This window comes from Neobacillus niacini NBRC 15566 (genome assembly GCF_001591505.1).
Lineage (GTDB): Bacteria > Bacillota > Bacilli > Bacillales > Cytobacillaceae > Neobacillus > Neobacillus niacini.
Genome location: NZ_BCVA01000004.1, coordinates 40,907 through 66,713 on the forward strand (window position 1 = coordinate 40,907; position 25,807 = coordinate 66,713).

Genomic DNA, 25,807 nt, shown 5'->3' on the forward strand with positions numbered 1-25,807 from the left:
ATTAATGAAATTGTTTATACCATTCTACGAAATGACCCAACCCTGTTTCTAATGGTGTAGCAGGGGAGAATCCGGCTGTCTTCTGCAGGTCGGTAATATCTGCATAGGTCTCTTTTACGTCTCCGGGCTGCATCGGGAGGAATTCAATTTTGGCCTTATTACCGATTAGATATTCTAGCGTGTGAATGAAGTCCATTAATCTGACGGGACGATTGTTGCCAATATTATAGATTTTGTAGGGGGCATGACTTGTACTTGGGTCGAGATCTCTGTTTGGATCTGGCTCAGGTGGCTGGTCTAATAATTTGACGATTCCTTCTACAATATCATCGATATAAGTGAAATCCCTGCGCATATCTCCATTATTATACACTTTAATCGAATTCCCTTCGATTATATCCTTTGTAAAGGAATAATAAGCCATATCCGGTCTGCCCCAAGGTCCATACACCGTAAAGAAACGAAGACCAGTAGTCGGGATATTAAATAAATGACTGTATGTGTGTGCCATTAATTCATTTGCCTTTTTCGTGGCTGCGTATATACTTACTGGATGGTCGACAGAGTCAGTGGTGGAGAAGGGGGTTTTGGTATTGGCTCCATAGACAGAACTGGACGACGCGTAAAGTAAGTGCTCCACTTGATAATGCCTGCATGCCTCTAAAATATTTACAAATCCTACTAAGTTGGAATGGACATAGGAGTGTGGATGGGTAAGACTATATCGGACCCCAGCCTGTGCAGCTAAATTAATCACAATGGGGATGGAATGACTTTCAAAAATTTCGTTTAAGCATGCTGAATCAGCTAAATCTACTTTATAAAATGTAAACTTATCGTTAGTCTCCAGCTGTTTTAACCGCTCATTTTTTAAACGTACATCGTAATAGTCATTAAGGTTGTCCACGCCGATTACATGATAATTCTCAGCTAACAAACGTTTAGAAAGATGGAAGCCAATAAAACCTGCCGCACCTGTCACTAAAATGTTCATCTTTTATCCGATCCTTTTTTACGATCATTTCCCTTCTTTTTATCCTTGTTATCTCTCTTACCGCCGTGCTCTCTTTTTTGACTGTGGTCCTTATCACGATCATGCCCTTTTTTATGGTCACGGTCTTTACCATGGTCTCTTTCCTTTTTATGGCCGTGGTCTTTACCATGTTCCTTGCCTTTTTTATGGTCACGATCCCTATCGTGGCCCTTGCCCTTTTTATGCCCATGCTGTTTTTTACCGCTATGCTTTTTAATTTCTGGCAGAACAGTAGGAATGTCCCTGATTTCCATTTGAACTTCTTCCTCGGTAAGTGGAATAGGAGTTTTCGTCCATTCCGCGTGTGTAGCAGGATCTAAAACCTTTATTTGCTCTAAGAAATCAGCCAGGAAGCCTCTTTCATGAAGGTTTTGAAAAAGTTCTAATGGTCGTTCTTGCAGACGAGAGAAGGAATAAACATGGTCGACCATTTTAAAACCTTTATTGGTGACAAAAACATGTCGTAAGGGGGCGTCAATTTGTTTAAATCCAGCCTGTTTTTGAGAAGTTAGAATGTCTAAAAGTAGTTTTGTCACGACGGGTGGAAGGGTGGTTTGTTTCTTTAAAAAGGTGTTTAAGTCTGGCCCTGATAAATATTCCATTACAACGTAGTTTTCTCCGCTTTCATGAACCTTTGGAATAAAGGAAAGGTCCTGATTAGCCAATAAAATGGTTTTTTCCATATGACAATGTTCCGGTTTTCCATAGATTTTTACGCATTGATCCTCTTCAATTCGAAAGACCGCACCTTGGTGGCCTGCTCCAATTAATGTCTGCGAGATGGCGCTATCCACTTTTACTCCTTCACCATTTCCTCCTGAAAAGACGGGTATATTCCGGTAATCGATCGTGTTCTCTGCAAAGTATCGCTGCCATGTTTCATAGGTGGCTGGTTCAAATTTTCTAACTTGAGATAAGAAGGATTCTTTTAATAACATCATGTTTAAATCTCTTAATAATTTAAGCGGCACAGGGTGTACACGTTTGAAGGCATTCACATGGTCAATGACCTTCAGTTCTTCATTTTCAAGGACGAAAATATGCCGTAACGGGGCGTCAACCATTGTGAACTGTGCATTTCTCATTTCACCTAAAACATACAGAAGTTTTCTTGTAATCGATTCAGGAATATAGGTGCAATTCCGTAGATATTCTTTTAATGTAGGGGCATTAAAGAATTCCATAACTATATAGTTTTCACCATATTCATATAATCGTGGAAAGAACGCTAAGTGCTGCCCTGCTTTGAGTGCTTCTAATTCCATTTGAGCTTGCAGGGTATTGGAATAAATTTTTACGCACCGCTTTTCGGATAATTTAAAAACAGCGCCTTGAGCACCCATTCCGATTAAAGGGAAGTTAGTGGGGTTATCGATTAATAGAGTTTTTGGTCCTTTCGTTACTTTAATTGATTTGAAGTCTGTCATCGTGATCCCCCTAACAATTCATCATAATATTTAGCCTGCAAGAGAAGCTGCTTAGTTTGGTCAAAGTTTTGTTCTACATTCTGACGAGCTGCAAGAGCATAGCCTTCCCATAGTTGTCGATTGAGTAACATAAATTCTAATGCTTGGGCAAGATGGTCCACATCATTTTCTCGTACTAAAATTCCATCTTGGTTATTCGTAATAATTTCTGGAATACCCGCATGGTTTGTGGCGACAACAGGTATACCTGTCGCCATCGCTTCTTTAATCGTATTTGGAATTCCTTCTACATCCCCATTGCTAGCTGTTAAACTTGGGGCACAGAAAATGTCTGCTTGTCCCATTAATTCTGGAACTTGACTCTTGGGCACACGATTTAATAATCGGAAGGATGTACCTAAATTAAGCTGGGCTGCTAGGGATTTAATATAGCTTTCCAGCTCACCGCCGCCAATGATGGTAAGGGTAGCTCTTGGGAATTTTGCTTTAATCTTTTTAAAAGCCTGCATTAAGACATGGTGACCTTTCTTTTCTACTAGTCTCCCAAGTGAGACAATGTTCTGTGTACCTTGTAAATTTGGTCCCTTATAAGGAAAAAGGTTAAGGTCTACCCCTCCATAAAGCACTCTGATTTTATCTGCGGGACATCCCCATAAATTAATTCGATGTGCTAGATGCTGACAAACAGGGAAAAAACGCTCTCCTTGTTCAAACAGCATTTTCATGCCATCTAAATAGCCAACCGGCTGATTGGCAAGAGTTGCATCTCTGCCGCGGAAACTGGTGACAAGCGGCAGGTTGGTTTCTTCCTTAAATGGAAGCATTAATAAACCTAATTGACCATGGTGGGCATGAATCAGCGATAGTTTGTTTTTTTCGACATAATCTACTGGAGAGAATATTTCACTAAGGTAGTGAACCTTATCATTAAGAAGCGGTAAATTAACCATATACTTAGGCTGTCTGACCAAATGAATGTAATCATAACCAGGAACTTCCCGAATCTGGGGAATGTATTGAGTCGGGTCCACCCGCAGGTTTAAATGGATAACTTTAGGCAATTGTTCATTCTCCTTTCAAACATAATATCTAAATTTATAATCCTATAAAAATAAGGTATGCTTTTTGAAATGGAAGGCTTGGACAAATTGGTAAAAACACCAAGGCAAAAAAAATGCGCTACAGTCCTTAACAGACTGTAGCGCGTTTTTTTTTAGATAAATAAGCTTAGTAGTAAAACGATTCCAAGACCAACAATGGAGTTGACGAATAAGAGAAGGCCCCAAGTTTTAAACGTTTCTTTAATAGATAATCCAAAATACTCTTTGAATAACCAGAAGGAAGCATCGTTCACGTGTGTAATGGTGTTACTGCCTGCAGCTGTTGCTAATACCATTAAGACAGGGTTTACATCAAAGGTATGCATAAGCGGACCAACGATCCCTGCAGCTGTAATCGCGGATACTACACCCGTACCGGTTGCAATCCGAATTAAGGCAGTGATAAACCAAGCCATGATTAACGGTGATACACTTGAATTTTGCATTAAGCTTGCAATTGCGTCACCCACACCAGAGTCTAAGATAATTTGTTTAAAAGCACCGCCAGAACCAACGATGAAAACGATCATCGCAATTCCTTCAATCGCTCCTGAAAATGATTTCATGACGTCTGACATGGAACGGCCAACGCGAATACCAAATACATAAATGGCAACTAAAACGGCTAGAATCATACTGATTTCTGCACTTCCGAAGAAGTTAACGATTTGATATGCAGTGGAACCTTTTTCGATAAAGTAATTAAGAAGGGTTGCTGCCGTAATAATGATTGCAGGTGTTAAAGGAACAAGTAAGCTTACTGCAAAATTTGGCATTTCCGCTTCTGTAAATTCTTTTTCTTTTTTTAACAAATTCGGTACTGGACGGTCTAAGTTTTTCAATAAGCGTGGAAGAATAATACCTGCACAAATGATAGCAGGAATGACGACCACTAGCCCTAATATATAAACCATACCCATATCTGCGCCATAAGCATCAACAAGTGCTACCGGACCAGGCTGTGGCGGGAAGATACTGTGAGCCATCGTTGCCGCAGCAACCATTGTCATACCAAGACGTAAAAATGGTGTTTTCGCTTCTATTGCGATACTTACAACAAGTGGTGCCAAAATAATAAATGCCACTTCGTAAAATACGGAGATACCGAAGATGGAGCCAACAAGTAAAATGGCCCATTGAACATATTTCACTCCAAATTTATTTAAGAGTGTGGTTGCAACACGTTGAGCCGCACCTGAATCAACCATCAACTTACCAAGGACAGCACCAAACCCGATAATAATGGCGAGACTTCCAAGCGTGCCACCAAAGCCGGCTTTCACCGACGCAATGACATCTGGCAAACTGAGACCGTTTGCAATGCCTACAAAAATTGCTGAGATTAAAAGGGCTAAAACACTGTTAAGCTTTACTTTCATATTTAAGAAAAGAAGCAAAGCAACCCCGAGAGCTACCCAAATAATTGGTAAATAATTCTCCATGATATTTCCTCCAAGTTCTAGATGCATTAGCAGTATTGATGACGCTTACTCCATAGAGCAACGTAACTAATAATTAATTAGTTTAATAAACAAATTAACCTTTAGAAGGATATCATTTCAATAGCGAGTTCGTCAAATCTTTTTTGAAAGCGGTTATTACAAAATGTAGATTTTTATATAAAAAAAGTAACCCCATATTTCGGGGTTACTCGTATTAAGAATTAACGTAATGTTTTTAAAGCTCCGCTCCAAGCGATTACTTCGTCCAACATTGCAGTCATGTTTGTTTGGTGTAAATCTTGAGGTTTGAATTCTGAGCCGTTTTCAAAATCTGTGAATAAAGATAATGTTGGGTGTGTACGAACGTCAGCTACCTTAACTTCGCCAAGGATTCCACGTAAATGTTCTGCAGCACGTGCTCCGCCTGTTGAACCGTAACTTACGATACCAGCCGCTTTGTTGTACCAAGCTTCACGTGCAAAGTCAATTGCATTTTTTAAAGCACCTGTAATACTGTGGTTGTATTCTTGAACAACGAATACAAATCCATCTAAACTTGCAAGCTTTTCATTCCAAGCAGCAATTCCTGGCTCTGTTCCATCAGTAGTGCCTAGGAAGGGAAGGTTAAAATCTGCGATATCTACGATTTCGTAGTCTGCGTCTCCACGTTGATCAGCAATTCCTTTTACCCATTCTCCTACTTGCGGGCTAACACGTCCTTGACGTGTGCTTCCTAAGATGATACCGATTTTCAATTTTGGATTTGTCATTGTTTCTTCCTCCTTAGTTGTTGTACCAAATAATTTGTTGAAAAAACCCATTGTGTGCACCCCTTGCTGTTATTTTTAATCTATTTAGGTTTTTTGTTAACGTTTGTTTTGAATTAAAGTATACTCAGGTAAAATATTTTTAATTCGAGATAAATATAATACAGATTTATCTCGATGTCAAGAGATTGGTTTTAAAATAAAAAAAAGCCATTACTCAAAAAATAAAGTAATAGGCTTTCCTTTTTCAAAGGTTAACAAGTAAAAACCACTGGTACTGTTAAGCATGGTAAAGCGAATCCGAAGAATTCAATACATACTTTATTCGTAGATATAAGTTTCAAGGGGAAATTTATCGCTAGAGGAGCCGTGTTGTTAAAGGATAAATTGCCTTCCACTTCCACTACTAGAGTTTGAACTCCGTTTTCCTCTGTACAAATTGGCAGGCCTGCCGCTGTCCCAGTAAATGTTACTGTTACTGTTGGACCGGGTGGGAAAACCGCGGAAAAGGTAACATTGACAAAGCTTCCCGCTAAGGTACAGTTGGGGCAGATATTAATATCCACTTCAAGGTTTAAGGAAACTATGAATGATCCCATTTGAATCGTTTTTGTGCCAGTACCAATGGCAGTTGCACCACAATCGCATTGTTGTAGTCCCAAGTTCATTACCTCCTTTCATAGCAATACGATATGATATGAAGGTTGTATGATTTTGGACAAGTCATGAGTCCTAGGAAAAATCAACATTCCCTTGTTTTTTTTATCATACTGCAATAAGTGGAATGCTTGTTCCTTTTGGACTATACTTGGTAGAGATATTTTATTAAGAGATTGGAGAGGGAGTAATGATGTCAAGTTTGCCAAATTGCCCAAAATGCAATTCAGAATATACATATGAAGATGGAAGTTTATTGATTTGTCCAGAGTGTGGACATGAGTGGAGTTTAGAAGCAGCGTCTGTGGAGGAAGAACGTGTTATTAAGGATGTAAATGGAAATGTTTTAAGTGATGGTGATACGGTAACGGTTATCAAGGACCTTAAAGTAAAAGGAAGTTCATCTACCCTAAAACAGGGGACAAAGGTGAAAAATATTCGTTTAGTTGATGGGGACCATAATATCGATTGTAAAATCGATGGTTTTGGCGCGATGAGTTTGAAATCAGAATTTGTTAAAAAGATATAAAAAATTGGCGCTCCCTACTTAAGGAGCGCCTTTGATTCATTTTAAAAATCAATGTTGTCAGGGTTTGGACCGACTCTATGATTTTCATTAAGACTACTTATTTGGTCCAAATCTTCTGCTTTTAGTTCAAAATCAAATATAGATGAGTTCTCTATGATTCTTTGTTCCTTTGTTGATTTAGGTATGGTAACAACCCCATTTTGTAAATCCCAGCGTAAAATGACTTGAGCGACTGATTTGTTATATTTATTGGCTAGGTCCTTTAGTAAAGGATGATCAAATAATTGACCCTGCATTAAAGGGGACCAGGCTTCAAATTGAATGCCGTTGTTATCACAGAAGGCTTTGACTTCTGCCTGAGTTAGACGTGGGTGATATTCCACTTGATTGACCATTGGTTTTATCTCGGCATCTTTTAGTACATCTTCTAAATGATGGACTTGGAAGTTACTTACTCCAATTGCTTTTACTCTTCCTGCTTTATAAAGAGTTTCTAGCGCACGCCATGCATCTTTATATTTCCCCTCCACTGGCCAGTGAATCAGGAATAAATCTAAATAATCAAGACCCAGTTTCGCTAAACTATTCTCATAGGCTTTCAGTGTTGATTCGTACCCTAAGTCAGAGTTCCAAACCTTTGAGGTAATAAATAATTCTTCTCTTGTAATGCCGAATTCATTGATTGCTTCGCGAATGGCTTGCCCAACGCCTTCTTCATTCCCATATATAGCGGCTGTATCGATACTGCGGTAACCTTGTTTAATCGCAAATTTAACTGCATTCACTAATTCTGGACCTTCTTCGACTTTGAATACCCCTAGACCGAACCAAGGCATTTTTACTCCATTCGATAAAGTAGTTGTTGCTTGTAAGTTGTTTGTCATTTTATTGAACCTCCAATTTTTGATTAGAAAATAAACACTGGTTATCAGTAACGGTTTTGTCTTTTTCTTCTAGCTTTCGGCTCCAGCCTGTCAGGAAGACGGCGCCAAGAACCATCAGGGCACCAATCCAAGTGGTATGGATGAGTCCAATTGAATCGGTTATGATTCCGCCTAAATAGGAACCAATCGCAATTCCTGCATTGAACGCAGCAATATTAAGGGCCGAAGCTACGTCTACAGCGCTTGGTACATAACGCTCAGCCAGCATGACCACATACACTTGTAATCCAGGAACGTTCATAAATGCAAGCAGGCCCATAAAGAAAATCGTAATTAATCCCGCTATTTTAAATGGTGCGGTAAACATTAATATAAATAGAACCAAAGCTTGGACAATAAACATATACAACAGTGCCTTAATTGGATTTTGATTGGATACCTTTCCTCCAATCATATTTCCGATGGCGATTGCAATCCCATAGCCAAGTAGAATCGCAGCCACCGTTCCTTCTTTAAAGCCTGTGATATCTTGAAGGATTGGAGATAGATAAGTAAAGACTACAAATGTTCCTCCGTACCCTAAGGCGGTAATGATAAAGACAAGTAAAAGCCGGCCATTTTTGACGATTTTTAGTTGATCACGAAAAGATGAAACACTACCTTTTCGTAAAGACGATGGTATCAGAATACTATTCGCAAGTAATGCGATGACTCCCACAACAATAATCAGAATAAACGCCATTCGCCAGCCAAATTGTTGACCAATAAAGGTACCAAGCGGAACACCGGTTACCGTGGCTACGGTTAGTCCTGAAAACATAATGGAGATTGCGCTGGCTCTCTTATTTTCCGGTACTAAATCAGCTGCGATCGTAGAGCCGATTGACATGAAAATACCATGGGAGAGGGCAGATATAACGCGTGCTACCAAGAGTACGCCGATGCTTGTTGCACTTGCCGCCAGACCATTCCCGATAATAAAAATCACCATGATCCATAACAATAAAGATTTCCGTGACATACTAGAAGTAACAGATGTCAGAATAGGTGCCCCGAAGGTAACTCCTAGTGCATATAAGGAAACCGTTAAACCGGCAGTTGTAACGGGAATTTCTAAATCATTTGCAATTAACGGTAAAAGTCCGACACTGATAAATTCAGTGGTTCCAATTGCAAAGGCACTTATGGCTAATGCCAACAGCGCAAACAAACTTTGTTTATGATTGAAAGACATATGTTGTCTCCTCCTTATGAATTTTTGAACGATTTGCTTTTTACGGCTCAATCGATAAATGTTATTATGAGATATAGTGAAACATTAGTGAAGTACGCACTTTAAAGTGATATAGATACTTAGAAGTAATATAGGTACTTTTTGGTTCCTATTAGTGAGGAGGCAATCGACATATGAAACAAAAGAAATATAATATATCAGTAGAAGCAACGTTAGAAGTAATTGGCGGCAAGTGGAAGTGTGTGATTCTCTGCCATTTAACCCACGGCAAGAAACGAACAAGTGAATTGAAACGCTTAATGCCGGATATAACTCAGAAAATGTTGACGCAGCAATTGCGTGAATTAGAGGAAGATGGTGTGATAAACCGAATCGTTTATAATCAAGTTCCGCCGAAAGTGGAGTATGAGTTAAGTGAGTATGGCAGGAGTTTAGAAGGGATTTTAAATTCACTTTGCACATGGGGAGAAAAACATATTACCAAAGTTTATGGAAGTTTAGATGTCTTAGAAGAGAACGTACTAAATGAACATTTAAAATAAAAACACTGTTAAATTTTCATTGCTGATTTTTTGTGCAGCGGTATAAAAGGTAGATGAAGGACAAATCAGTAGAACTTCAGATGAGATTAGTCCTTCATAAGGTTGATGAAAGACAAATCAAGAGATTCCACAGTGAGATTTGTCCTTCATAAGGTTGATGAAGGACAAATCGAGAGATTCCACTGTAAGATTAGTCCTTCATAAGGGTGATGAAAGACAAATCAGGAGATTCCACAGTGAGTTTAGTCCTTCATAAGGGTGATGAAAGACAAATCGAGAGATTCCACGATGAGTTTAGTCCTTCATAAGGTTTTTCGTGGCCGAAATCAACATCAGCCTTTAACTAAGCAAAAAAACAGGCGTATCCTTTTTCAAGGATAACGCCTTATTTTTTCAATAAAAGGTAAACAAAGTAGGGTGCACCAATTAGTGCTACCATAATACCGGCAGGGATTCCTGCAGATTCCATGATATTCCGTCCTACAGTATCTGCAAAAACGAGCAGCCAGCCGCCAATTAGAATGGCGATGGGAATAAATAACTGATTTCGCGGTCCTACTAACGCTTTTGCCATATGCGGCGCCATTAAGCCGATAAAGGTAATTCCTCCCGTAACTGACACAGCAGATGCAGCAAGGGCAACAGCGGTTATCAGTAAAACAATTCGTTCTTTTTCAATTGATACACCGACGCCGATGGCGACTGGTTCACTTAGACTAAGCAGATTCAACCGATTTGCCTTATATAAGGTAAAAGGAAGCAGTACAACCAGCCAAGGGAGGAGCGCCCAAATAAATGGCCAATCGGTTCCCCAAATATTTCCTGCTAACCATTTTGCAATAAAGTCGACCTTTGCCCGTTCGGCAGAAGAAATCAGGACAATCATCGCTCCGGAAAGCGCCATCGAAAAACCAACCCCGATTAACACCAATCGTACTGGCTGCATTCCTTCCGTTTTGCTGTACGCGAATAGATAGATGAGAACGGCAGTCAGCAATGCTCCGAGAAAAGCCGCTAGCGGGAGCATGTAGACAAACGAACCTGCCTCGATCGGGAAAAACAAAAAGAAAACCGTGACAGCAACCCCCGCTCCGGAGTTAATCCCAATAATCCCAGGGTCAGCTAAATCATTTCGGGTGATTCCCTGTAAAATAGCCCCTGATAAAGCGAGTGCCATACCAGCTAAAAGGGTAATGATGATTCGCGGTAATCGAACCGAAAATAATACAAATTCCTCTTTGAACGTACCTTGGCCAAAAAGAGTAGGAATCAGCCGGTCATAAGATAGAGAGGCAGGACCTAACCCCATTCCAACTACGAGCGTAAGGATAATTAATGCAAGTAAACTGATGAAAATGATACGTTGTTTTCTTATTAGTGAAGGTTGGATCATGAGAATGCCTTACCTCCTTTACGGACAATCACAAGAAAGAAAGGTAATCCCAAGGTGGCCACAATCGCAGCCACAGGTGTTTCAAAGGGAGCATTAATGGTCCGTCCAAGTGTATCAGCGAAAAGCATAAAGGTGGCTCCAGAAATAGCCGTCATAGGAAGAATAAAACGATAATCCGTCCCAACCATTGCGCGTACGACATGAGGGACCATTAAGCCGATGAAAGCCATGTTTCCCACAAGGGCAACAGAAGCCCCTGCTAATAGAATAATGGATATAAAAAGAATGACCTTTATTTGTGTTGTTTTTTGACCTAGTCCAACTGCTACTTCTTCACTTAAACTAAGAATTGTAAGCTGCCTTGATAAAAAGAAAGACACTAGTAACCCAACTAGGATGAAGGGGATAATAATCTGGAGCTGCTCCCATGTAGTGCCAACCATTCCTCCTGCCGTCCACATTGAGACATTTTTTGATATTTTAAAATAAATCCCAATTCCTTCTGCAATGGCATAAAGGAAAGCAGAAACAGCTGCTCCAGCTAGTACAATCTTTAGAGGAGAAAAGCCGCCTTTTCTCATCGCACCTATGCCGAATACCATGGTGGTTCCCACCGCTGCTCCAATAAAGCAGGCAATGGTAATACTGAAATAATTAGCTGAAGGGATAAACGCGATAATGAATGCTAGTGCTGCATTTGCCCCCGCTGTTAAACCAAGTAAGCCTGGATCAGCGAGGGGATTCCTCGTGATCCCCTGCATAATAGCTCCAGCAACGGAAAGGGCAGCTCCAACCACGATAGCAGCGATTTCACGCGGCAGTCGTATTTCACGAATGATGGAAATTTTTTCACCCTGCGCATTAGAGAAAAGTGCCTGTGATACATCTTGGAGCGAAATATCTGCTGCTCCCATAATCAAGGAAAGGATAAACATTGCGGCAAATATAAGAAGTCCGATTATCAATTTTAAGCCAAAAGGAATGGAACGTTGGTTTTCTCTTGTCATAACTCTCTCATCTTTTCTTTCGTAGAATAGGGTGAAGAGGAATCCTTTATAAGAATTCCTCTTCTAATATTAATTACCTAAAAATGATTTCTTAATAAATTCTAACTGCTTTTCTAGTGTTATTGGATCACTGAAAGAAGCACCTTGTCCATTCATTTCAAAGACGCGATTGTTCTTAACCGCAGGAATGTTTTTGTACGTTTCCGTTTCTTGGAAGGAAGTATCAGCGTCTGAGTATTTACTTAAAATCATATAATCTCCTGCATACTCAGGAATGACTTCGGCCGAAAGAGTAAAGTATCCAGATGACTCTGCCACTTCTTTCACTTTTTCAGGCATTTTTAGTTTCATTGCTTGATATAGGATTTCTGTTCCACGTGCCCAGTTGCTTCCGAAAACATAAAGATCTTTTCCGTAGCTTTCCATAACCGATACGGTTGCATCTTCACCGATCTTGGCGCGGATTTCTTCTCCCGCACTTTCAGCTTCTTTCTTGAAGTTGTCCACCCAAGCTTGGGCCTCTTTTTCTTTATTTAATAGTTTTCCAATTTCAATGTGCTGTGTTAAATAATCAACCTTTCCCCAAGTATAGGTAACGGTAGGGGCAATTTCACTTAACTTATCAACGTTTTTAATATTAGATAAACCAATGATTAAGTCTGGTTCTAGTTCAATAATTTTTTCTAAGTCTTCATCGGATACTTCTGCAACATCTTTCATTTCTTTTTCGAATGTCGGGTTATTCTTAGACCATGTGTCTACACCGACAACATTCACACCTAAATCAAGGACATTACCAGTGAATCCGGATAATAGAATAACGCGCTGTGGGTCAGCAGGTACTTCAATCGGTCCATTTTCTGATTGGTATGTAATCGTTTCAGATTTTTTCTCATTTGGTGCTGTATTTTCTTCTTCTTTAGAAGTATCTGTACCGCAGGCACTAATAATTAACGCTGCGAGCAGGATAAAGGGCAGTAGTAGTTTTTTCATGTTTAGTTTCTCCTTTTAGTAAATTGTACGTTACGCACATTGGTTTTTTTGTGCGGGGGTCATTGCCGATAACAGCGTCAATATTGAATACCTTCCTCAACACTTTTTGGCTGATTACTTCTTCACAACTTCCTGCCTTGACAATTTCACCGTCTTTTAAAGCGATAATATGATCGGCAAAGCGCGCAGCTTGGTTTAAATCATGTAGAACCATGACAATCGTCCGCTGTTGCTCGTGATTTAATTTTTGCAGAAGCTCTAAAACCTCTAATTGATGAGCCATATCTAAATAGGTAGTTGGTTCATCAAGGAAAATAATTTCCGTTTCCTGCGCCAGTGCCATCGCAATCCATACGCGTTGACGTTGTCCGCCTGACAGGGCATCAACTGGACGGAATTTATAATCAATGGTTCCTGTTACATCTAGGGCCCAGTCAATTACTTCATAATCCTTCTTTGTTAGGCGGCCAAAGCCTTTTTGATAGGGGAAACGCCCATAGGATACCAGCTCACCAACGGTTAATCCACTTGCACTTTCTGGTGTTTGTGGAAGAATGGCCATTTGTTTTGCCAGAATCTTTGTGTTTACTTTTGAAATATCTTTACCATCTAAAAGGATGGACCCTGATTGGTGGGAAATAATACGTGTAATTGCTTTCAATAATGTCGATTTTCCACACCCATTCGGTCCGATAATGGTTGTTATCTGTCTATCTGGAATTTCAATACTTAGACTTTTGACAATTAAGCGTTCACCATAGCCAATGCTTAAATCATCAGTAGAAAGGCGAACCATTGTAATCCTCCTTTTGTTTCTGGAAATAATTGATAATGATTATCAGTGTCGTTATGACCTAACTATAAAGGTGAGTGATAATGATTGTCAATTACAATTTTGTGAATATTTTTTTATCAACTAATAGTGTTTACCAAATAAAGTCTCTTTTTCCTGTTAAATAAAGGTTTGTGTTTAATTTAAGGTCTGTCAAGATATCGACAAATATGAGCGCCGCAGAATTTTCAAAAAAATATGTATTGAAATCGTTGGGGAAATCCATTAATCTTATTGATAATGATAATCAATTACAATTGGTTAGGGAGTGGACGGAATGGAACAACAAGAATTGTTTGATGTGACGGTAATTGGCGGGGGACCTGCAGGACTTTATTCTACTTTTTATAGCGGACTTCGAGAAATGAAGACTAAGGTCATTGAATACCAACCGGAATTAGGCGGAAAGATTCATTTCTATCCAGAAAAAATGATCTGGGATGTCGGCGGTTTAACACCCATTACGGGAGCAAAATTAATGGAACAGCTTGTTGAACAGGCGTTAACCTTTAGTCCAACCGTTGTTTTGAATGAAAAAGTAGAGTCGATCGCGCGCAATGAAGAAGGAATCTTTGTCTTAAAGGGATCTTCTGGACAAGAGCATTTTTCAAAAACAGTGATTGTTGCTATTGGCAGCGGCATTTTAAATCCGCAAAAGCTGAACATAGAGGGCGCAGAAAGATTTGAAGTATCTAATTTACATTACACCGTTAAATCCTTTGCACAATTCAAGGATAAAACCGTAATCATATCAGGCGGCGGAAATTCTGCTGTTGACTGGGCAAATGAATTAGAGTCTATTGCGAAAAAAGTCTATTTAACCTATAGAAAAGAAGAATTGGGAGGGCATGGACAAGAAGCGCAGGCAACAAAGCTACTTGAAAGCTCTGTAGAATGTTTCTTTCAATCTTCGATCACCAAATTAATCGCCAATGGCGACCGTGATGAAATCGCCACCGTGGAATTAACGAACCACGAGACAGGTGAGGTATCTAATTTGGCAGTAGATGAAGTGGTTATTAGTCATGGCTATGAACAGGACGCAACCTTACTGGAAAATAGTGAGATGGATATTACTAGAGTAGATAATTATTATATTGCGGGAAACGCAACAAGCGAATCTTCCATAGAGGGTCTTTATGCTGCTGGAGATATTCTCATGTACGAGGGGAAAATCAATCTAATTGCCGGTGCTTTTCAAGATGCAGCCAATGCTGTAAACAAAGCGAAGAAGTTTATCCAGCCGGACGCCGCTAAAGTCGCGATGGTATCTTCTCATCATGAGGCTTTTAAAAAGCGTAATAAGGAATTAATTAAGCAAATGATATAATATAGTAAAGAAGGTGGACTACTGCGGTCCACCTTTATTTGGTATGTGGGGCAATTCGATCAATCCGATTTGTCCAGATTCCGCCGCTATAATTTGCAGGAAGTCTTTTTAAATCCTCTGGAGTATCAAAGCCCTCCGACCAGCCGCCATCACCGGCAACCACAATGACCCGCGTATCGACACTGTCCATCCGGTTTAAGAACTTTTCCGACCATCCCCATAACCATGGAGCAATTTTCTCTGGTATATGCAATTGTGTTTTCTCACATGCTGAAGGAATATAACCGGACCATCCGACTGCGATATAAGGAAGAAGACAGCTTTTTAAGGTCGCTTTTGACATGACACGAAGTTCAGGGATTTTATCTTTTATCGTTGCAATGGGCTGATCCCCGCCGTAAACGGTCATTTGGGCTAAGCGTTTTAAAGGCAGCTTTGATAGCAATTCAGCCAGTTGTATGCCTTCTTCGGGGTCATCGCTTTTAATATGGATCAAAAAGGAACTCTCTGGAAAATGGTCTAATACTTCGTTCAAAGAGGGCATGAGGCCAGCGCCTTTCCCGCGAAAAGGATAAGTTTTTCCATTATCCGCCGTGTAGCCATAACCGATATCTAACTGTTTTAATTCTTCCATTGTGTATTCCTTCGTGGTTCCCTCAGCATTTGTCCGGCATTCCAACGTCCAGTCATGAAAAACAGCAAATTGCCCGTCTTTTGTAGGCTTAATGTCTAGCTCGACGACATCTGCACCGTTTTCAAAGGCTGCTTCCATCGAAGGGATAGTATTCTCTATATAGGGATGTTCAGGTTGGAAAATTCGCTCCGCTGTACAGGTATCGCCTTGGATACCTTCCATGCTAAAGGTTTGTCCTAGCCCGCGGTGTGCGAGAAGTAAAGGGTCACCCTCACGATCCTTTGCTAGTAGAGAGCTATTGTTTAGGAAAATAAATAAAGATAGAAAGAGTAGAAATATGAAAGCTCTTTTTACTATTTTCTTCAGTTTCGATTCCTCCATTAGTTCATGTTCATGATAATAGACGTAATTCGTCGGATAAATGATTCAGTTTTTTATCATTCAAGTCAAAGTTAGCGGATTTTAATAAGTAATACAAGATTAAGAGATCCAATTTTATATCATAGATAGAAATATCAGCGTTAAATTGAATTTATCGGCGATAAATGAGCTATATCAGCGAAAGGACATCTACAATAAAAAAGCTGATTGGAGTTTCCAACCAGCAATGTGTTACATTCTCTCTTTTATATCGTCTCTAATGGATTCGACCATACTATCCGATAAATTAGCTGGCAGTGAGGTACCATCCTTAAAGACCCAAGCATTAATAATCTCAAGATCTGCTTTTTTAAAAGTAATGCTGTAATTCTGTTGATCATAGATAAACTCTGCCGTTACATATTCCTCACTATCAAAATCATCATCAATAATCATATTTGTTATTTCATACGCCATCACAATACAGTCTCCTTTTAACAAACAATAAAAATAGTCTTAACTAAAAACCGACGTTTATACAAAACCATTATCTGCAGCATGCTCCATTATTTTAACAGACACTGTCCACCTGGGGTGGACAGTGTCCACGAGCGGTGCCTGTCACCCAAAATTGTCACCCAATTTATTACCAAAAATTTATTAAGGAAAGTATACGTCTAGCCATCCTTGATTATTTTTTAGGGTGTAGTAGTTTTGAAAGTCTGTTTTTATGTAGGCAAGTGGATAGTGTTGTTTCTCAATGCTGTAGTTGGTTCCGTCTTTTTTAGTAAAGACCAGGGCCGTTTTTGTTATCTGGATGGTTTGAAAATGGAAGCCATCTCGTTGGTAGAGCATTTCGTCTTCACTGTAATAGTTAAGTATCACCTGTCGATTTTGATGGTTTGTTAGTATTGAATAGTCGTTTAATTGTTTTTCCATACGCGCAGCACATACCCTCCACAACCGCATTGGTCGATAAACTTCATTTCTATGGTACTTCCGAAACCTTCTGATAAAACTCCTGTCAAATAGTCATCTGGATGTCCGAAAGAAGCGGGAGTAACGATGTTTACATAGTAACCTTTCCCTGTCTGCTCGACTGCCTCTATGGACTCCTTAATAACCAATCTCACATCCTTTATATACTCTTCGTGTTCCAGCGAAATGGACCAATTCTTATCCAATTTCGATCACCTCTTACATTCTTTTATGCTGTACTTAAATTTTCCTGTTCATTTCTGTTCAATCTACTAATTTAACATTAGCTTTAACATATCCTTATTTTAAAACGAGGTTGATTGGAAAGTGGTGATAGGAATCACAAAGCGAAAGGAACCATAGCTAATCATGGTTCCTTTTCTCATAAATACTCATATTAAGAGACCGTTTCAGCCTTTTTATTCTCGATCAAGGCACTTACTTGCATAACGGTTAATGGTTTGCTATAGAGGTCACCTTGGACAACGTCACAATGGTGTTCTTTTAGAAACAGCAGCTGCTCTTTATTCTCTATTCCTTCCGCAATAACGGTTAAACCAAGGCTGTGACCTAAGTAAATAATTGTTTCTACTAGTGCTTTGTCTTTTTGGCTGCCCATAATATCTTGGGTAAAGGGCTTAGGAATTTTTAAGGTGTTAATTGGAAATCTTTTAAGATACATTAAGGAGGAAAATCCTGTACCGAAGTCGTCAATAGATATTCTCACGCCCAAATCCCGCAGTTTCTGCATATTTTTAATCGCTGCTTCTGCATTTGTAAAAGCAACGCCTTCTGTAATTTCTAACTCTAAACAATTTGGATTTAACCTAGTAGTTTTTAAAGCTTTGATGACCATCTCTACTAAATTTTCGTGAAGAAATTGGACAGGAGAGAGGTTTACAGCAATGATTAAATCGCTTTTCCCGCTATCATGCCAAGCCTTTCCCTGTATACAGGCATGATTCAGGACCCATTCACCTATAGGAATAATTAGTCCGGACTCTTCCGCAACCGGTATAAATTGGCTGGGATAAACCATGCCAGCTTCCATTGTATTCCACCGAAGTAATGCTTCAACTCCGACAAGTTCCCCTGTCTGTAAACTCACCTGTGGTTGATAGTTTAAAACAAATTCATTGTTTTTAAGTGCTTTTCGGAGCCCACTCTCAAGTGCCATTTTTCTAGAAATTGTTTTGTTCATATCCTTTGAATAGAACTTGTAATTATTTCTGCCCTCTTCTTTGGCACGATACATGGCCATGTCGGCGTTCTTCATTAGTTCTTTGGTATTTTGTCCATCACTTGGATAGAAAGCAATCCCAATACTCATGGAGACGTGTAATTCTTGACCTTGAATGTTAATCGGTTTTGCCACAATCGCTCTTATTCGTTCTACTAAAGGAATCACATCTTCTTCCGCCCGAATCCGGTTAAATAAAACTGTAAATTCATCCCCACCTTGACGGGAAATTGTATCAATTTTGCGGACGTTTTTAGCCATTTCTTTGGTAACATGCTTTAATAGTAAGTCACCAAATTCATGACCCAGTGTATCATTAATATTTTTAAAACGGTCTAAATCAATAAAAATAACCGCTAGTTTATATTGATTTCGTTTCGCCTCATCCATGGCTGTCGTCAGCCGCTCTAAAAACATCCTTCGATTAGGCAGCCCGCTTAGTACATCATGGTAGGCCATATGTTTCATTTTCCGGGCAGCTGAAAGAAGCTGTTGGTTTATCGAGCTTAGTTCCTCTGTCCTTTCCCCGATTTTCAGCTCTAATTCTTCTGTAAGTTCATGGTACTTGGCTAACAATGTTTGGTTTTCTAAGGAGGCAAATATGTGCCGTAATATTAGCAAAAGGATGGCTGCTGCAGAGCCGATGATTAAACTATTTGAATCTTGATGTTGAAAAATCATGGTCATAAATAAAAGGATTACACTAATATAAGGCAGTAGTAATCGTAGAGTGATAGAATCTTTCAAAGACAGGATCTTATTATTTTTTTCGAAAGATTCATCGTCGTTTTGTATCGCAAATGTTCCTGCAATTCCCAATAATAAAGGCCAAAGTGACCATAATGGGTAAAGTAGCCTTTCTGAAAAAGGGATATTCATTATAGAAATAATGAAATAAGAAGAATCAGCAATCACATGAATCAATAAGCTTGATAGGATTAAGACTTTAAAGGGGGATAATTTTTCAGACCCTAAATAGAATACCAAAGCCCCAAAAACGAGGACTAAATCCCCTAGTGGAAGTCCTATAAAAATATTGTGAATTTGGTGATTACGGATAATAAAATACCAGCTAAACGTAATAGCTGCAGTCATAATAATACATGTATCAAAGATGAATTTCGTAAGGTGAACGTTCTCTTCTTTCATACGGATTATGTAAATAAAGACGAAAAGAAAACATAGAATCTGAAGTATATAGAAGAGATGATTCCATCCAAGGGAAAGAACCTCTTTTTGATAAAAATAACCGTTTGCCAGTACAGCCAAAAAGTTAAAAAAACATCCTAGTGAGTAAAATAGCCAAATGCAATTTTCTTTCGTTTTCAGTCTTCGATAAATGAAAAATAGAATAATAGATGAAGTAAGGGGGGCAGCTAATAAAAATAGATTTTCCCCAGTTGTTTTAGATGTGATGTTATTTTTCGAGAAGTAAAGCCAGATATAATAACCAAGAGTATAAAAAAGGGTATAGTAAATATATAGCCTATTTCTAACGAGTCTATCCATCCGTGACACTCCTATGAGAAACCAGATATATTTCTATTTTCGTCAAATAAAAACAAGACTATTTTACCATTTAGCAGAGTGGGAAGTTGTCGAAAAATGTAAGTAGTTGTAATAATTAACAAAAAATTGGATATCATTTGCCGCTAATATGAAATTTTAGGGAGTGTATACCGGTTAAAACCAAAATTCTACCTAACAGTGACCAGATCCCATTGTTCCCAGATTAGCAGAGGTTTGTGAAGTGAAAATGTGAGGAAAGGAAGAGGAACCAGTTTCTAGAGAAATCCTTGAAAAAGAAAAAGGTTAGGAGCCTCCTAACCTTTCGCTTTATTTTTCTAATAGCCACATGGTAACTGTTTGAGCTTCTTCTTCGGTTAGGAGTCCGCCTGGCATCATACCGGCACCATCGTTTAGTAATTTGAGCATTTCCTCTTCCGAATACTTTGCTTTCATATTGGTTATTGGCGGCCCTGCTAATCCTTCTAAGTTTTCACCATGGCAGGACAGGCACCCGAATATATATAGACCTTCTCCGTCTGTAGGTCTCTTTGCGTCAGCAGTATTTGATGAACATCCTGCTAATAATAGTAATAAGAGTGCAAGAACAATCCATAGTTGCTTCATCATGTTACCTCCTAATGGTCGTGTAATGGTTAATCCAAGATTACTGTATAAAACTAAATATTTTCTAAACGAAAGATTAAAATTTTCTTAAATGCGTATTCATCTTAGTGATGGAAATACTGGCGGATAGTCGGTATTAGATGAGGATAGCGAGATAAACTTGGCGGATAACACAAACTACTTTAAAATGGAAAAAATACTCTCGGATAGCGAAGTCTACTCTCTGAGGGGAAAAATAATATAAGGGGGTTTGCACAATGACTGAATTAGCAACGTTTGCAGGTGGCTGTTTTTGGTGTATGGTATCGCCGTTTGATGAACAGCCTGGAATTAAAGAAGTGCTTTCAGGTTATACGGGTGGGCATAAGGAAAACCCGACATATCAGGAGGTTTGCTCAGATACGACGGGGCATTACGAAGCAGTTCAAATTACATTTGACCCTGAGATTTACCCCTATAAAAAATTGCTGGAGATATTTTGGCAGCAAATTGATCCGACAGATGAGGGCGGGCAATTTAATGATCGAGGTCTATCGTACCGGACGGCAATTTTTTATCATAATGAAGAACAAAGGGTGATGGCGGAGGACTCAAAGGCAGAGCTCGTTGCAAGCGGACGTTTTCAAAAGCCAATTGTTACTCAGATCCTGCCCGCTGGTCCCTTTTATCCGGCAGAGGAAAAACACCAGGAATATTACAAGAAAATGCCTTTTCATTATAACCACTATCGAGAAGGTTCAGGGCGTGCCAAATTCATTCGTGAAAACTGGAAAAAGCGGAAAAGTGATGAGGAGCTCAAAAAAGAATTGACCCCGATTCAATATGAAGTCACTAGGAAAAATGCAACAGAACCGCCGTTCAAAAATGATTATTGGGATAACAAAGAGGAAGGTATTTATGTAGATATCGTTTCAGGTGAGCCGCTTTTTAGTTCATTGGTCCAATATGATGCCGGCTGCGGTTGGCCAAGCTTTACGAAGCCGCTAAGGCGATATGAATTGGAGGAAAGGTTTGATACTTCGCATGGAATGAGGCGGATTGAGGTGCGAAGCAAAACATCCGATTCCCATCTAGGGCATGTGTTTGATGATGGACCTGGACCTGACCGTGCTAGGTATTGTATTAACTCGGCGGCACTTCGATTTGTCCCAAAAGATCAATTGGAAGAAGAAGGATATGGTCAGTTTTTAAAGCTGTTTACCTAATAAACTCCCAGGGATAAGCCTGGGAGTTTTGTCATCTTTCTTTTAATTCAGTGAGATATTCTTTCCATTGACCTGCCAGCTCTTCTATACCGAGTATTTTTTCAATCACTTCCATGGAAGGTGATGGGTCATGGAAGTAGAGATGATGGATGGAAGAGACGGTGATTTGCTCAGGATGTGAAACCAGCTTTTTAATTTGAGAATCTGCTGTTATTTTTCCTTCCTCCAGCACTCTGAAAAAATATCCGGTATATCCTGTTTTAACAATTCTTTTTAACAGAAGGTTGTTGTTATTGCGTTTATTAATGGTGGAGCAGGGATAACGACCTTGAGATACTTGTAAAACTGCCTCTCCAATCTGAAAAACATCTCCAATACATACCTGATCTTCCTTCATGCCTATCGGTGTTATATTTTCACCGAATGCAGATGGTTCCAATGTTTTACCAAAGACATTTTCCCAATGTGCATAATGTTCGAAGGGATATACGCAGACTACTCGCTCTGAACCGCCATGATACTCAGGGTTCGCCACCTGATCTCCATTTATTTGATCAAAGCCCACAAACAGCTCTTCAAATTGTTCTTTCCAGATTCCAGACTTGTACGTCTCATTCTTATAAACCATATCTTTTGGCAATCCCTTGCTTAAATAAATGATTTCTCTATCGTGCAAAGCTACTCGCCTCCTTGTCATTTATTTTACTATAAAAATAAAGAAACTCTCATATAATTGAGAGTTTCTTATGTAAGGCTAAAAACGCGCTGAGTGATGGTCGGTAAAGTAATTTCAATTGTTGTTCCTTCATTTACTGTACTATCAATGATTATTTGACCATTATGGCTTTCAATAATTTTATAACACGTCATAAGTCCGAGACCTGTTCCCTTTTCTTTGGTCGTATAAAAGGGTTCACCGAGTGTCGAAATTCGGTCCTTTGGAATTCCAATCCCCTGATCGATAATTTGAATAGAGATTTTATCTTCTTCCTTTAGTTTCACTCTAACATCAATGTTCCCACCGCTTGGCATGGCTTCTATGGCGTTCTTTAGCAGGTTTAAGAAGACCTGTTTTAATTGGTTTTCCTCACAGCTTATCCTTGGCAGGTCGCATTCTAATTCTACGAAGATTTGGACATTGTTTAATATAGATTGCGTATTAATTAAGGTGACAACATCTTTAATTAATTCCTTCACATCTTTTTCCGCAAAAACAGCAGCGGTTGGTTTAGCGAGAACTAGGAATTCTCCAACGATGTCATTGATTCGATCAAGCTCGGATAACACAATATCATAGTATTCTTCCTTTTGTGTATTGGTTTTGAATAATTGTATGAAGCCTCTTATTGAGGTAAGTGGATTTCGGATCTCATGGGCTATGCCTGCAGCCATTTGACCGAGCAGTGCCAATTTCTCGGATTTTTGCAGGAGTTGTTCCGTTTGTTCTTTTCTTTTTGTTATATCATTTCCAATTGACAATACAGCTTCTTTTCCGCCAAATGTAATGTACATGGAAGAGCCTTCAAAGATAAATACAGAACCATCTAATTTTTTAAACTTGTATTCAATGTTGTTTAATGGGTGTAGTTCTTTTTTTACTTGTTTCAAACGTTCGTCAAGCCTGTTTCGATAATCTGGAAAGAGATAATTGTAAATAGAGGTTCCCATCACGTCTTCTTTACGATTTGCGCCTATCATCGTGACGGCTTCCTTGTTGACATAGATAACCTTATTATCTTGGTGAATAATAACAGCCCTTGGCAAGGAATCAATTAATTTTCTATAGCTTTCTTCACTAGCCCGTGCTTTTTTTCCTAAAAAACGCGTACGGTCATATTGCCAGCCTACCAGCCAGGAGATGGCTGTGAAAATAGCAAAGTCTACCGTAAAAATACGATCATGGTTCATAATGGTTTGGAAACTTGAAAATAGCACCGATATTAGCACTAAAGTAATTTGCCCAAAATGATTCATATAAGGTTCCTCTAAATTATCTGGATTTGCTATTATCATATCATGAAAGGCTAAAATTTTAATAGATAATTAGTATAAAAGTCTGGTTATTAACGTTTAGGGAGTGAAAAGTAAAAGCCTAGCCAAAAGGCTAAGCTTTTAACGTTATCAGTGTCATTATTTACGCTTGGGCCATTTTTTGATAGATGTTTAAAATTGACTGGCCGTAGGTAGTACCTGGTACAGCCCATTTTCCGTTTAAGGCGATCCATGTTGTGGCAGATCCCCTATTGACTAGATGGAAGCGGGGGTCAACTAGTGGATACCGGTTTGGTAAGGCTGCTGGTGTTGCATAGGCATACAAGTGCTGAAGATGTGCAAGTACACCTTCTTCTGGAGTGCTGAAACTGGCACCCCTGACGGCACCGCCTGTTGCTCCTATTCCTGCAAAGTTGTTTTGACTGCTCCTTACATCCCCTGTAAACCGAAAATAGCCTGTTTCCTGCATGGCTTGTGCAAAAGCAACATCGCCTCTAATCCCATAATACTCTCCGAATTGTTTATAATATTCCCCTAACAAAGGTGCAGCAGGGTTTATCGTTCTAACAAACGCATTCATTTGTTCAGCGGAGAGCTGGGTAGGTCCTAAAATAGAGGATGGATTGAGGTCAATTGCACGGGAACTTGAAACTGTAGTTGAAGTCGTGCCGGAACCAACGTTTTCGCTTAGAACGAAAGCATTTATTCCCGTCTTTGCCTTGATTTCATTTACTCGTTTGTCCGCGTTTTCTCTGGTTGAAAAGGCGCCTGCTTGTACCCGGAACCAAGTTTCGCCCGAAATGACCGTGGATACAATAAAGGATTGGATGCCTTTTGAACGAAGGAAGGCTACTCGTTCCTGTGCATTTTCCCTTGACTTGAAAGATCCAGCAAATACTTTGTACATTTCATCTCCTCCAAATTAAAGTTTCTTTATATTTTATGAGAAAGAGACTGGGATGTCGACGGACAATAGCCTGTAAAAGTAGAAAAACCCCCTGATGGAGGTTTCTATTAAGTACTGCTCTTTATAGTTGCTTTAATATGAACCTTTTTTTGCTGTTGTGTTAAAAAGAAAAAGACACCAAGAAGCACGAGCATACCGCCGGCAATTTGCCAGTTGGCAAGATGTTCATTTAATAAAATGACTGCCAATATCGTGGCACCCACAGGTTCACCTAAAATACTCATTGATATGGTGGTCGCATTGACATAGTTTAAGAGCCAGTTATTGATGATATGACTAATCGTCGGAACGGTTGCAAGTAAAAGGAAAATTCCCCATTCCTTGGCTGGATACCCGCTAAATGCAACACTTGTACTAAAGTTATAGATTGATAGAATGATGGCAGCAATGAAAAATACACAAAAGCTGTAAATCCAGTGAGATACTTTTTTCACAATGCTTTGGCCAATCATCAAGTAACCAACGACAGCAATCACGCTTAAAAAGGAAAGGATGTCTCCAAGGATTGCCTCGGGACTTAAAGCAAAGTCACCCCAGCCAATCATCATCGCACCGAAAATGGCAATTCCCATTGTCATCAACGCAGATGTGGTTGTTCGTTCTTTAAATAGGAAGTAACCGCCAATTAAAGAGATAATTGGCTGCAGGGCAAGTATAATGGTCGAGCTTGCGACGGTGGTTAATTTTAACGAACCGAACCAAAGGACAAAATGCAAGGCCAAAAACAGGCCAGAAAAAAATAAAAAGACCCAATCATTTTTTGTGATTTTTTTAAATTCTTCACGGTTTTTAAAGACGATTGGAATCATTAGCAGACTTGCAAGCAACATGCGATACATACTTAAAACTGAAGCAGGTGCGTCAGACCATTTTACAAAGATCGCTGAAAACGATATCGCAATAATAGAAATTGTGAGCGGTAAGACAATCGATCTGGAGTTTTCTTGATGGTTCATTTCTATCCTCTTTTCATGAAATATAAATGAATTCTATCATAAATGTGGTTCTTCAGATACTAGCAATACTCACCAGCCGTATATCAAAAGAATGGAATCGGATTGTGTTGACCATTCAGAGCGTTATGAACCCAAGATAAAAACGTCAAGCCCTAGATAAGAGGGTTGACGT

The 25,807-nt window shown here is 39.3% G+C and carries 26 protein-coding genes; 4 read left to right on the forward strand and 22 right to left on the reverse strand.

Annotated features, from left to right (window positions below):
- Window position 1 precedes the first annotated feature (1 nt).
- The 6 genes from BANA01_RS04945 to BANA01_RS04970 form a co-directional block, all read right to left on the reverse strand.
- The gene (locus BANA01_RS04945; protein WP_063251944.1) at window positions 2–994 is read right to left on the reverse strand and encodes an NAD-dependent epimerase; all 993 of its coding nucleotides are present in this window, start codon (window positions 992–994) and stop codon (window positions 2–4) included.
- Complete coding sequence (locus tag BANA01_RS04950; RefSeq protein ID WP_174524401.1) at window positions 991–2,460, reverse strand: hypothetical protein; 1,470 nt, start codon at window positions 2,458–2,460, stop codon at window positions 991–993. The genes BANA01_RS04945 and BANA01_RS04950 overlap by 4 nt, the downstream gene beginning before the upstream one ends.
- On the reverse strand, window positions 2,457–3,521 hold the full coding sequence (locus tag BANA01_RS04955; protein ID WP_063251945.1) for a glycosyltransferase: 1,065 nt from the start codon (window positions 3,519–3,521) through the stop codon (window positions 2,457–2,459). The genes BANA01_RS04950 and BANA01_RS04955 overlap by 4 nt, the downstream gene beginning before the upstream one ends.
- Window positions 3,522–3,673: 152 nt before the next feature.
- The gene (locus BANA01_RS04960; protein WP_063251946.1) at window positions 3,674–5,002 is read right to left on the reverse strand and encodes a gluconate:H+ symporter; all 1,329 of its coding nucleotides are present in this window, start codon (window positions 5,000–5,002) and stop codon (window positions 3,674–3,676) included.
- A gap of 221 nt (window positions 5,003–5,223) precedes the next feature.
- On the reverse strand, window positions 5,224–5,823 hold the full coding sequence (locus BANA01_RS04965) for an NADPH-dependent FMN reductase (RefSeq protein ID WP_063251947.1): 600 nt from the start codon (window positions 5,821–5,823) through the stop codon (window positions 5,224–5,226).
- Window positions 5,824–6,023: 200 nt separating this feature from the next.
- Window positions 6,024–6,431, reverse strand: coding sequence for a hypothetical protein (locus BANA01_RS04970; protein ID WP_063251948.1), 408 nt, complete (start codon window positions 6,429–6,431; stop codon window positions 6,024–6,026).
- Window positions 6,432–6,619: 188 nt separating this feature from the next.
- Here BANA01_RS04970 and BANA01_RS04975 point away from each other — a divergent pair, with 188 nt between their 5' ends.
- On the forward strand, window positions 6,620–6,955 hold the full coding sequence (locus BANA01_RS04975; RefSeq protein WP_034676668.1) for a zinc ribbon domain-containing protein YjdM: 336 nt from the start codon (window positions 6,620–6,622) through the stop codon (window positions 6,953–6,955).
- Window positions 6,956–6,996: 41 nt separating this feature from the next.
- Here the strand turns inward: BANA01_RS04975 and BANA01_RS04980 are convergent, their stop codons facing one another.
- Together BANA01_RS04980 and BANA01_RS04985 are read right to left on the reverse strand one after the other, a co-directional pair.
- The gene (locus tag BANA01_RS04980) at window positions 6,997–7,839 is read right to left on the reverse strand and encodes an aldo/keto reductase (RefSeq protein ID WP_034676663.1); all 843 of its coding nucleotides are present in this window, start codon (window positions 7,837–7,839) and stop codon (window positions 6,997–6,999) included.
- A gap of 1 nt (window position 7,840) precedes the next feature.
- Window positions 7,841–9,073 carry an MFS transporter gene (locus tag BANA01_RS04985; protein WP_034676661.1) on the reverse strand — a complete coding sequence of 411 codons (1,233 nt, stop codon included), beginning with the start codon at window positions 9,071–9,073 and terminating at the stop codon, window positions 7,841–7,843.
- A 173-nt stretch (window positions 9,074–9,246) separates the two neighbouring features.
- On the opposite strand from BANA01_RS04985, the gene BANA01_RS04990 reads away from it, so the two are divergent.
- Complete coding sequence (locus tag BANA01_RS04990; protein WP_034676656.1) at window positions 9,247–9,615, forward strand: winged helix-turn-helix transcriptional regulator; 369 nt, start codon at window positions 9,247–9,249, stop codon at window positions 9,613–9,615.
- Between the two features lie 385 nt (window positions 9,616–10,000).
- Here the strand turns inward: BANA01_RS04990 and BANA01_RS04995 are convergent, their stop codons facing one another.
- The 4 genes from BANA01_RS04995 to BANA01_RS05010 form a co-directional block, all read right to left on the reverse strand.
- On the reverse strand, window positions 10,001–11,008 hold the full coding sequence (locus BANA01_RS04995; protein ID WP_034676654.1) for a FecCD family ABC transporter permease: 1,008 nt from the start codon (window positions 11,006–11,008) through the stop codon (window positions 10,001–10,003).
- Entirely contained in the window at window positions 11,005–12,015 is a 1,011-nt protein-coding gene (locus tag BANA01_RS05000) for a FecCD family ABC transporter permease (RefSeq protein WP_034676652.1), read from the reverse strand. Before BANA01_RS05000 ends, BANA01_RS04995 begins: the two co-directional genes overlap by 4 nt.
- Window positions 12,016–12,084: 69 nt before the next feature.
- Window positions 12,085–13,008 (reverse strand): iron-hydroxamate ABC transporter substrate-binding protein, encoded by a 924-nt coding sequence (locus tag BANA01_RS05005; protein WP_034676650.1) that lies wholly within the window; start codon window positions 13,006–13,008, stop codon window positions 12,085–12,087.
- A complete protein-coding gene (locus BANA01_RS05010; protein WP_034676648.1) occupies window positions 12,959–13,804 on the reverse strand; it encodes an ABC transporter ATP-binding protein in 846 nt (281 codons plus the stop codon). Before BANA01_RS05010 ends, BANA01_RS05005 begins: the two co-directional genes overlap by 50 nt.
- 313 nt (window positions 13,805–14,117) lie before the next feature.
- Here BANA01_RS05010 and BANA01_RS05015 point away from each other — a divergent pair, with 313 nt between their 5' ends.
- Window positions 14,118–15,170, forward strand: a complete 1,053-nt coding sequence (locus BANA01_RS05015) for an NAD(P)/FAD-dependent oxidoreductase (RefSeq protein WP_034676646.1) — start codon at window positions 14,118–14,120, stop codon at window positions 15,168–15,170.
- A gap of 34 nt (window positions 15,171–15,204) precedes the next feature.
- On the opposite strand, the gene BANA01_RS05020 is transcribed toward BANA01_RS05015, so the two are convergent.
- The 6 genes from BANA01_RS05020 to BANA01_RS05045 all read right to left on the reverse strand — a co-directional run bounded on the left by BANA01_RS05020 (window position 15,205) and on the right by BANA01_RS05045 (window position 20,515).
- Window positions 15,205–16,185 (reverse strand): glycerophosphodiester phosphodiesterase family protein, encoded by a 981-nt coding sequence (locus tag BANA01_RS05020; protein ID WP_034676644.1) that lies wholly within the window; start codon window positions 16,183–16,185, stop codon window positions 15,205–15,207.
- Between the two features lie 231 nt (window positions 16,186–16,416).
- The gene (locus tag BANA01_RS05025; RefSeq protein ID WP_034676670.1) at window positions 16,417–16,641 is read right to left on the reverse strand and encodes a hypothetical protein; all 225 of its coding nucleotides are present in this window, start codon (window positions 16,639–16,641) and stop codon (window positions 16,417–16,419) included.
- Window positions 16,642–16,824: 183 nt separating this feature from the next.
- Window positions 16,825–17,133 carry a hypothetical protein gene (locus BANA01_RS05030; RefSeq protein ID WP_169803647.1) on the reverse strand — a complete coding sequence of 103 codons (309 nt, stop codon included), beginning with the start codon at window positions 17,131–17,133 and terminating at the stop codon, window positions 16,825–16,827.
- Window positions 17,088–17,348: a CGCGG family putative rSAM-modified RiPP protein gene (locus BANA01_RS05035; protein WP_034676666.1), complete on the reverse strand. Its 261-nt coding sequence runs from the start codon at window positions 17,346–17,348 to the stop codon at window positions 17,088–17,090. Before BANA01_RS05035 ends, BANA01_RS05030 begins: the two co-directional genes overlap by 46 nt.
- Window positions 17,349–17,539: 191 nt before the next feature.
- Window positions 17,540–19,891, reverse strand: a complete 2,352-nt coding sequence (locus tag BANA01_RS05040; RefSeq protein ID WP_063251949.1) for a putative bifunctional diguanylate cyclase/phosphodiesterase — start codon at window positions 19,889–19,891, stop codon at window positions 17,540–17,542.
- Between the two features lie 327 nt (window positions 19,892–20,218).
- Entirely contained in the window at window positions 20,219–20,515 is a 297-nt protein-coding gene (locus tag BANA01_RS05045) for a c-type cytochrome (protein ID WP_063251950.1), read from the reverse strand.
- 257 nt (window positions 20,516–20,772) lie between these two features.
- On the opposite strand from BANA01_RS05045, the gene msrA reads away from it, so the two are divergent.
- Entirely contained in the window at window positions 20,773–21,720 is a 948-nt protein-coding gene (gene msrA, locus BANA01_RS05050; protein ID WP_063251951.1) for a peptide-methionine (S)-S-oxide reductase MsrA, read from the forward strand.
- A gap of 31 nt (window positions 21,721–21,751) precedes the next feature.
- Here the strand turns inward: msrA and BANA01_RS05055 are convergent, their stop codons facing one another.
- The 4 genes from BANA01_RS05055 to BANA01_RS05070 form a co-directional block, all read right to left on the reverse strand.
- Window positions 21,752–22,396, reverse strand: coding sequence for an MOSC domain-containing protein (locus tag BANA01_RS05055; RefSeq protein ID WP_235847066.1), 645 nt, complete (start codon window positions 22,394–22,396; stop codon window positions 21,752–21,754).
- 68 nt (window positions 22,397–22,464) lie between these two features.
- A complete protein-coding gene (locus BANA01_RS05060) occupies window positions 22,465–23,694 on the reverse strand; it encodes an ATP-binding protein (protein WP_063251953.1) in 1,230 nt (409 codons plus the stop codon).
- A gap of 160 nt (window positions 23,695–23,854) precedes the next feature.
- On the reverse strand, window positions 23,855–24,619 hold the full coding sequence (locus tag BANA01_RS05065) for an SPOR domain-containing protein (RefSeq protein ID WP_063251954.1): 765 nt from the start codon (window positions 24,617–24,619) through the stop codon (window positions 23,855–23,857).
- Window positions 24,620–24,726: 107 nt separating this feature from the next.
- On the reverse strand, window positions 24,727–25,635 hold the full coding sequence (locus tag BANA01_RS05070) for a DMT family transporter (protein WP_063251955.1): 909 nt from the start codon (window positions 25,633–25,635) through the stop codon (window positions 24,727–24,729).
- Between the last annotated feature and the right edge of the window lie 172 nt (window positions 25,636–25,807).

Coding starts and splice junctions, on each gene's coding strand:
- BANA01_RS04945 (WP_063251944.1), bottom strand. CDS start 994: ATGAACATTTTAGTGACAGGTGCGGCAGGTTTTATTGGCTTCCATCTT.
- BANA01_RS04950 (WP_174524401.1), bottom strand. CDS start 2,460: ATGACAGACTTCAAATCAATTAAAGTAACGAAAGGACCAAAAACTCTA.
- BANA01_RS04960 (WP_063251946.1), bottom strand. CDS start 5,002: ATGGAGAATTATTTACCAATTATTTGGGTAGCTCTCGGGGTTGCTTTG.
- BANA01_RS04965 (WP_063251947.1), bottom strand. CDS start 5,823: ATGGGTTTTTTCAACAAATTATTTGGTACAACAACTAAGGAGGAAGAA.
- BANA01_RS04975 (WP_034676668.1), top strand. CDS start 6,620: ATGTCAAGTTTGCCAAATTGCCCAAAATGCAATTCAGAATATACATAT.
- BANA01_RS04980 (WP_034676663.1), bottom strand. CDS start 7,839: ATGACAAACAACTTACAAGCAACAACTACTTTATCGAATGGAGTAAAA.
- BANA01_RS04985 (WP_034676661.1), bottom strand. CDS start 9,073: ATGTCTTTCAATCATAAACAAAGTTTGTTTGCGCTGTTGGCATTAGCC.
- BANA01_RS04990 (WP_034676656.1), top strand. CDS start 9,247: ATGAAACAAAAGAAATATAATATATCAGTAGAAGCAACGTTAGAAGTA.
- BANA01_RS04995 (WP_034676654.1), bottom strand. CDS start 11,008: ATGATCCAACCTTCACTAATAAGAAAACAACGTATCATTTTCATCAGT.
- BANA01_RS05000 (WP_034676652.1), bottom strand. CDS start 12,015: ATGACAAGAGAAAACCAACGTTCCATTCCTTTTGGCTTAAAATTGATA.
- BANA01_RS05005 (WP_034676650.1), bottom strand. CDS start 13,008: ATGAAAAAACTACTACTGCCCTTTATCCTGCTCGCAGCGTTAATTATT.
- BANA01_RS05010 (WP_034676648.1), bottom strand. CDS start 13,804: ATGGTTCGCCTTTCTACTGATGATTTAAGCATTGGCTATGGTGAACGC.
- BANA01_RS05015 (WP_034676646.1), top strand. CDS start 14,118: ATGGAACAACAAGAATTGTTTGATGTGACGGTAATTGGCGGGGGACCT.
- BANA01_RS05020 (WP_034676644.1), bottom strand. CDS start 16,185: ATGGAGGAATCGAAACTGAAGAAAATAGTAAAAAGAGCTTTCATATTT.
- BANA01_RS05025 (WP_034676670.1), bottom strand. CDS start 16,641: ATGGCGTATGAAATAACAAATATGATTATTGATGATGATTTTGATAGT.
- BANA01_RS05030 (WP_169803647.1), bottom strand. CDS start 17,133: ATGCGGTTGTGGAGGGTATGTGCTGCGCGTATGGAAAAACAATTAAAC.
- BANA01_RS05040 (WP_063251949.1), bottom strand. CDS start 19,891: ATGGATAGACTCGTTAGAAATAGGCTATATATTTACTATACCCTTTTT.
- BANA01_RS05045 (WP_063251950.1), bottom strand. CDS start 20,515: ATGAAGCAACTATGGATTGTTCTTGCACTCTTATTACTATTATTAGCA.
- msrA (WP_063251951.1), top strand. CDS start 20,773: ATGACTGAATTAGCAACGTTTGCAGGTGGCTGTTTTTGGTGTATGGTA.
- BANA01_RS05060 (WP_063251953.1), bottom strand. CDS start 23,694: ATGAATCATTTTGGGCAAATTACTTTAGTGCTAATATCGGTGCTATTT.
- BANA01_RS05065 (WP_063251954.1), bottom strand. CDS start 24,619: ATGTACAAAGTATTTGCTGGATCTTTCAAGTCAAGGGAAAATGCACAG.
- BANA01_RS05070 (WP_063251955.1), bottom strand. CDS start 25,635: ATGAACCATCAAGAAAACTCCAGATCGATTGTCTTACCGCTCACAATT.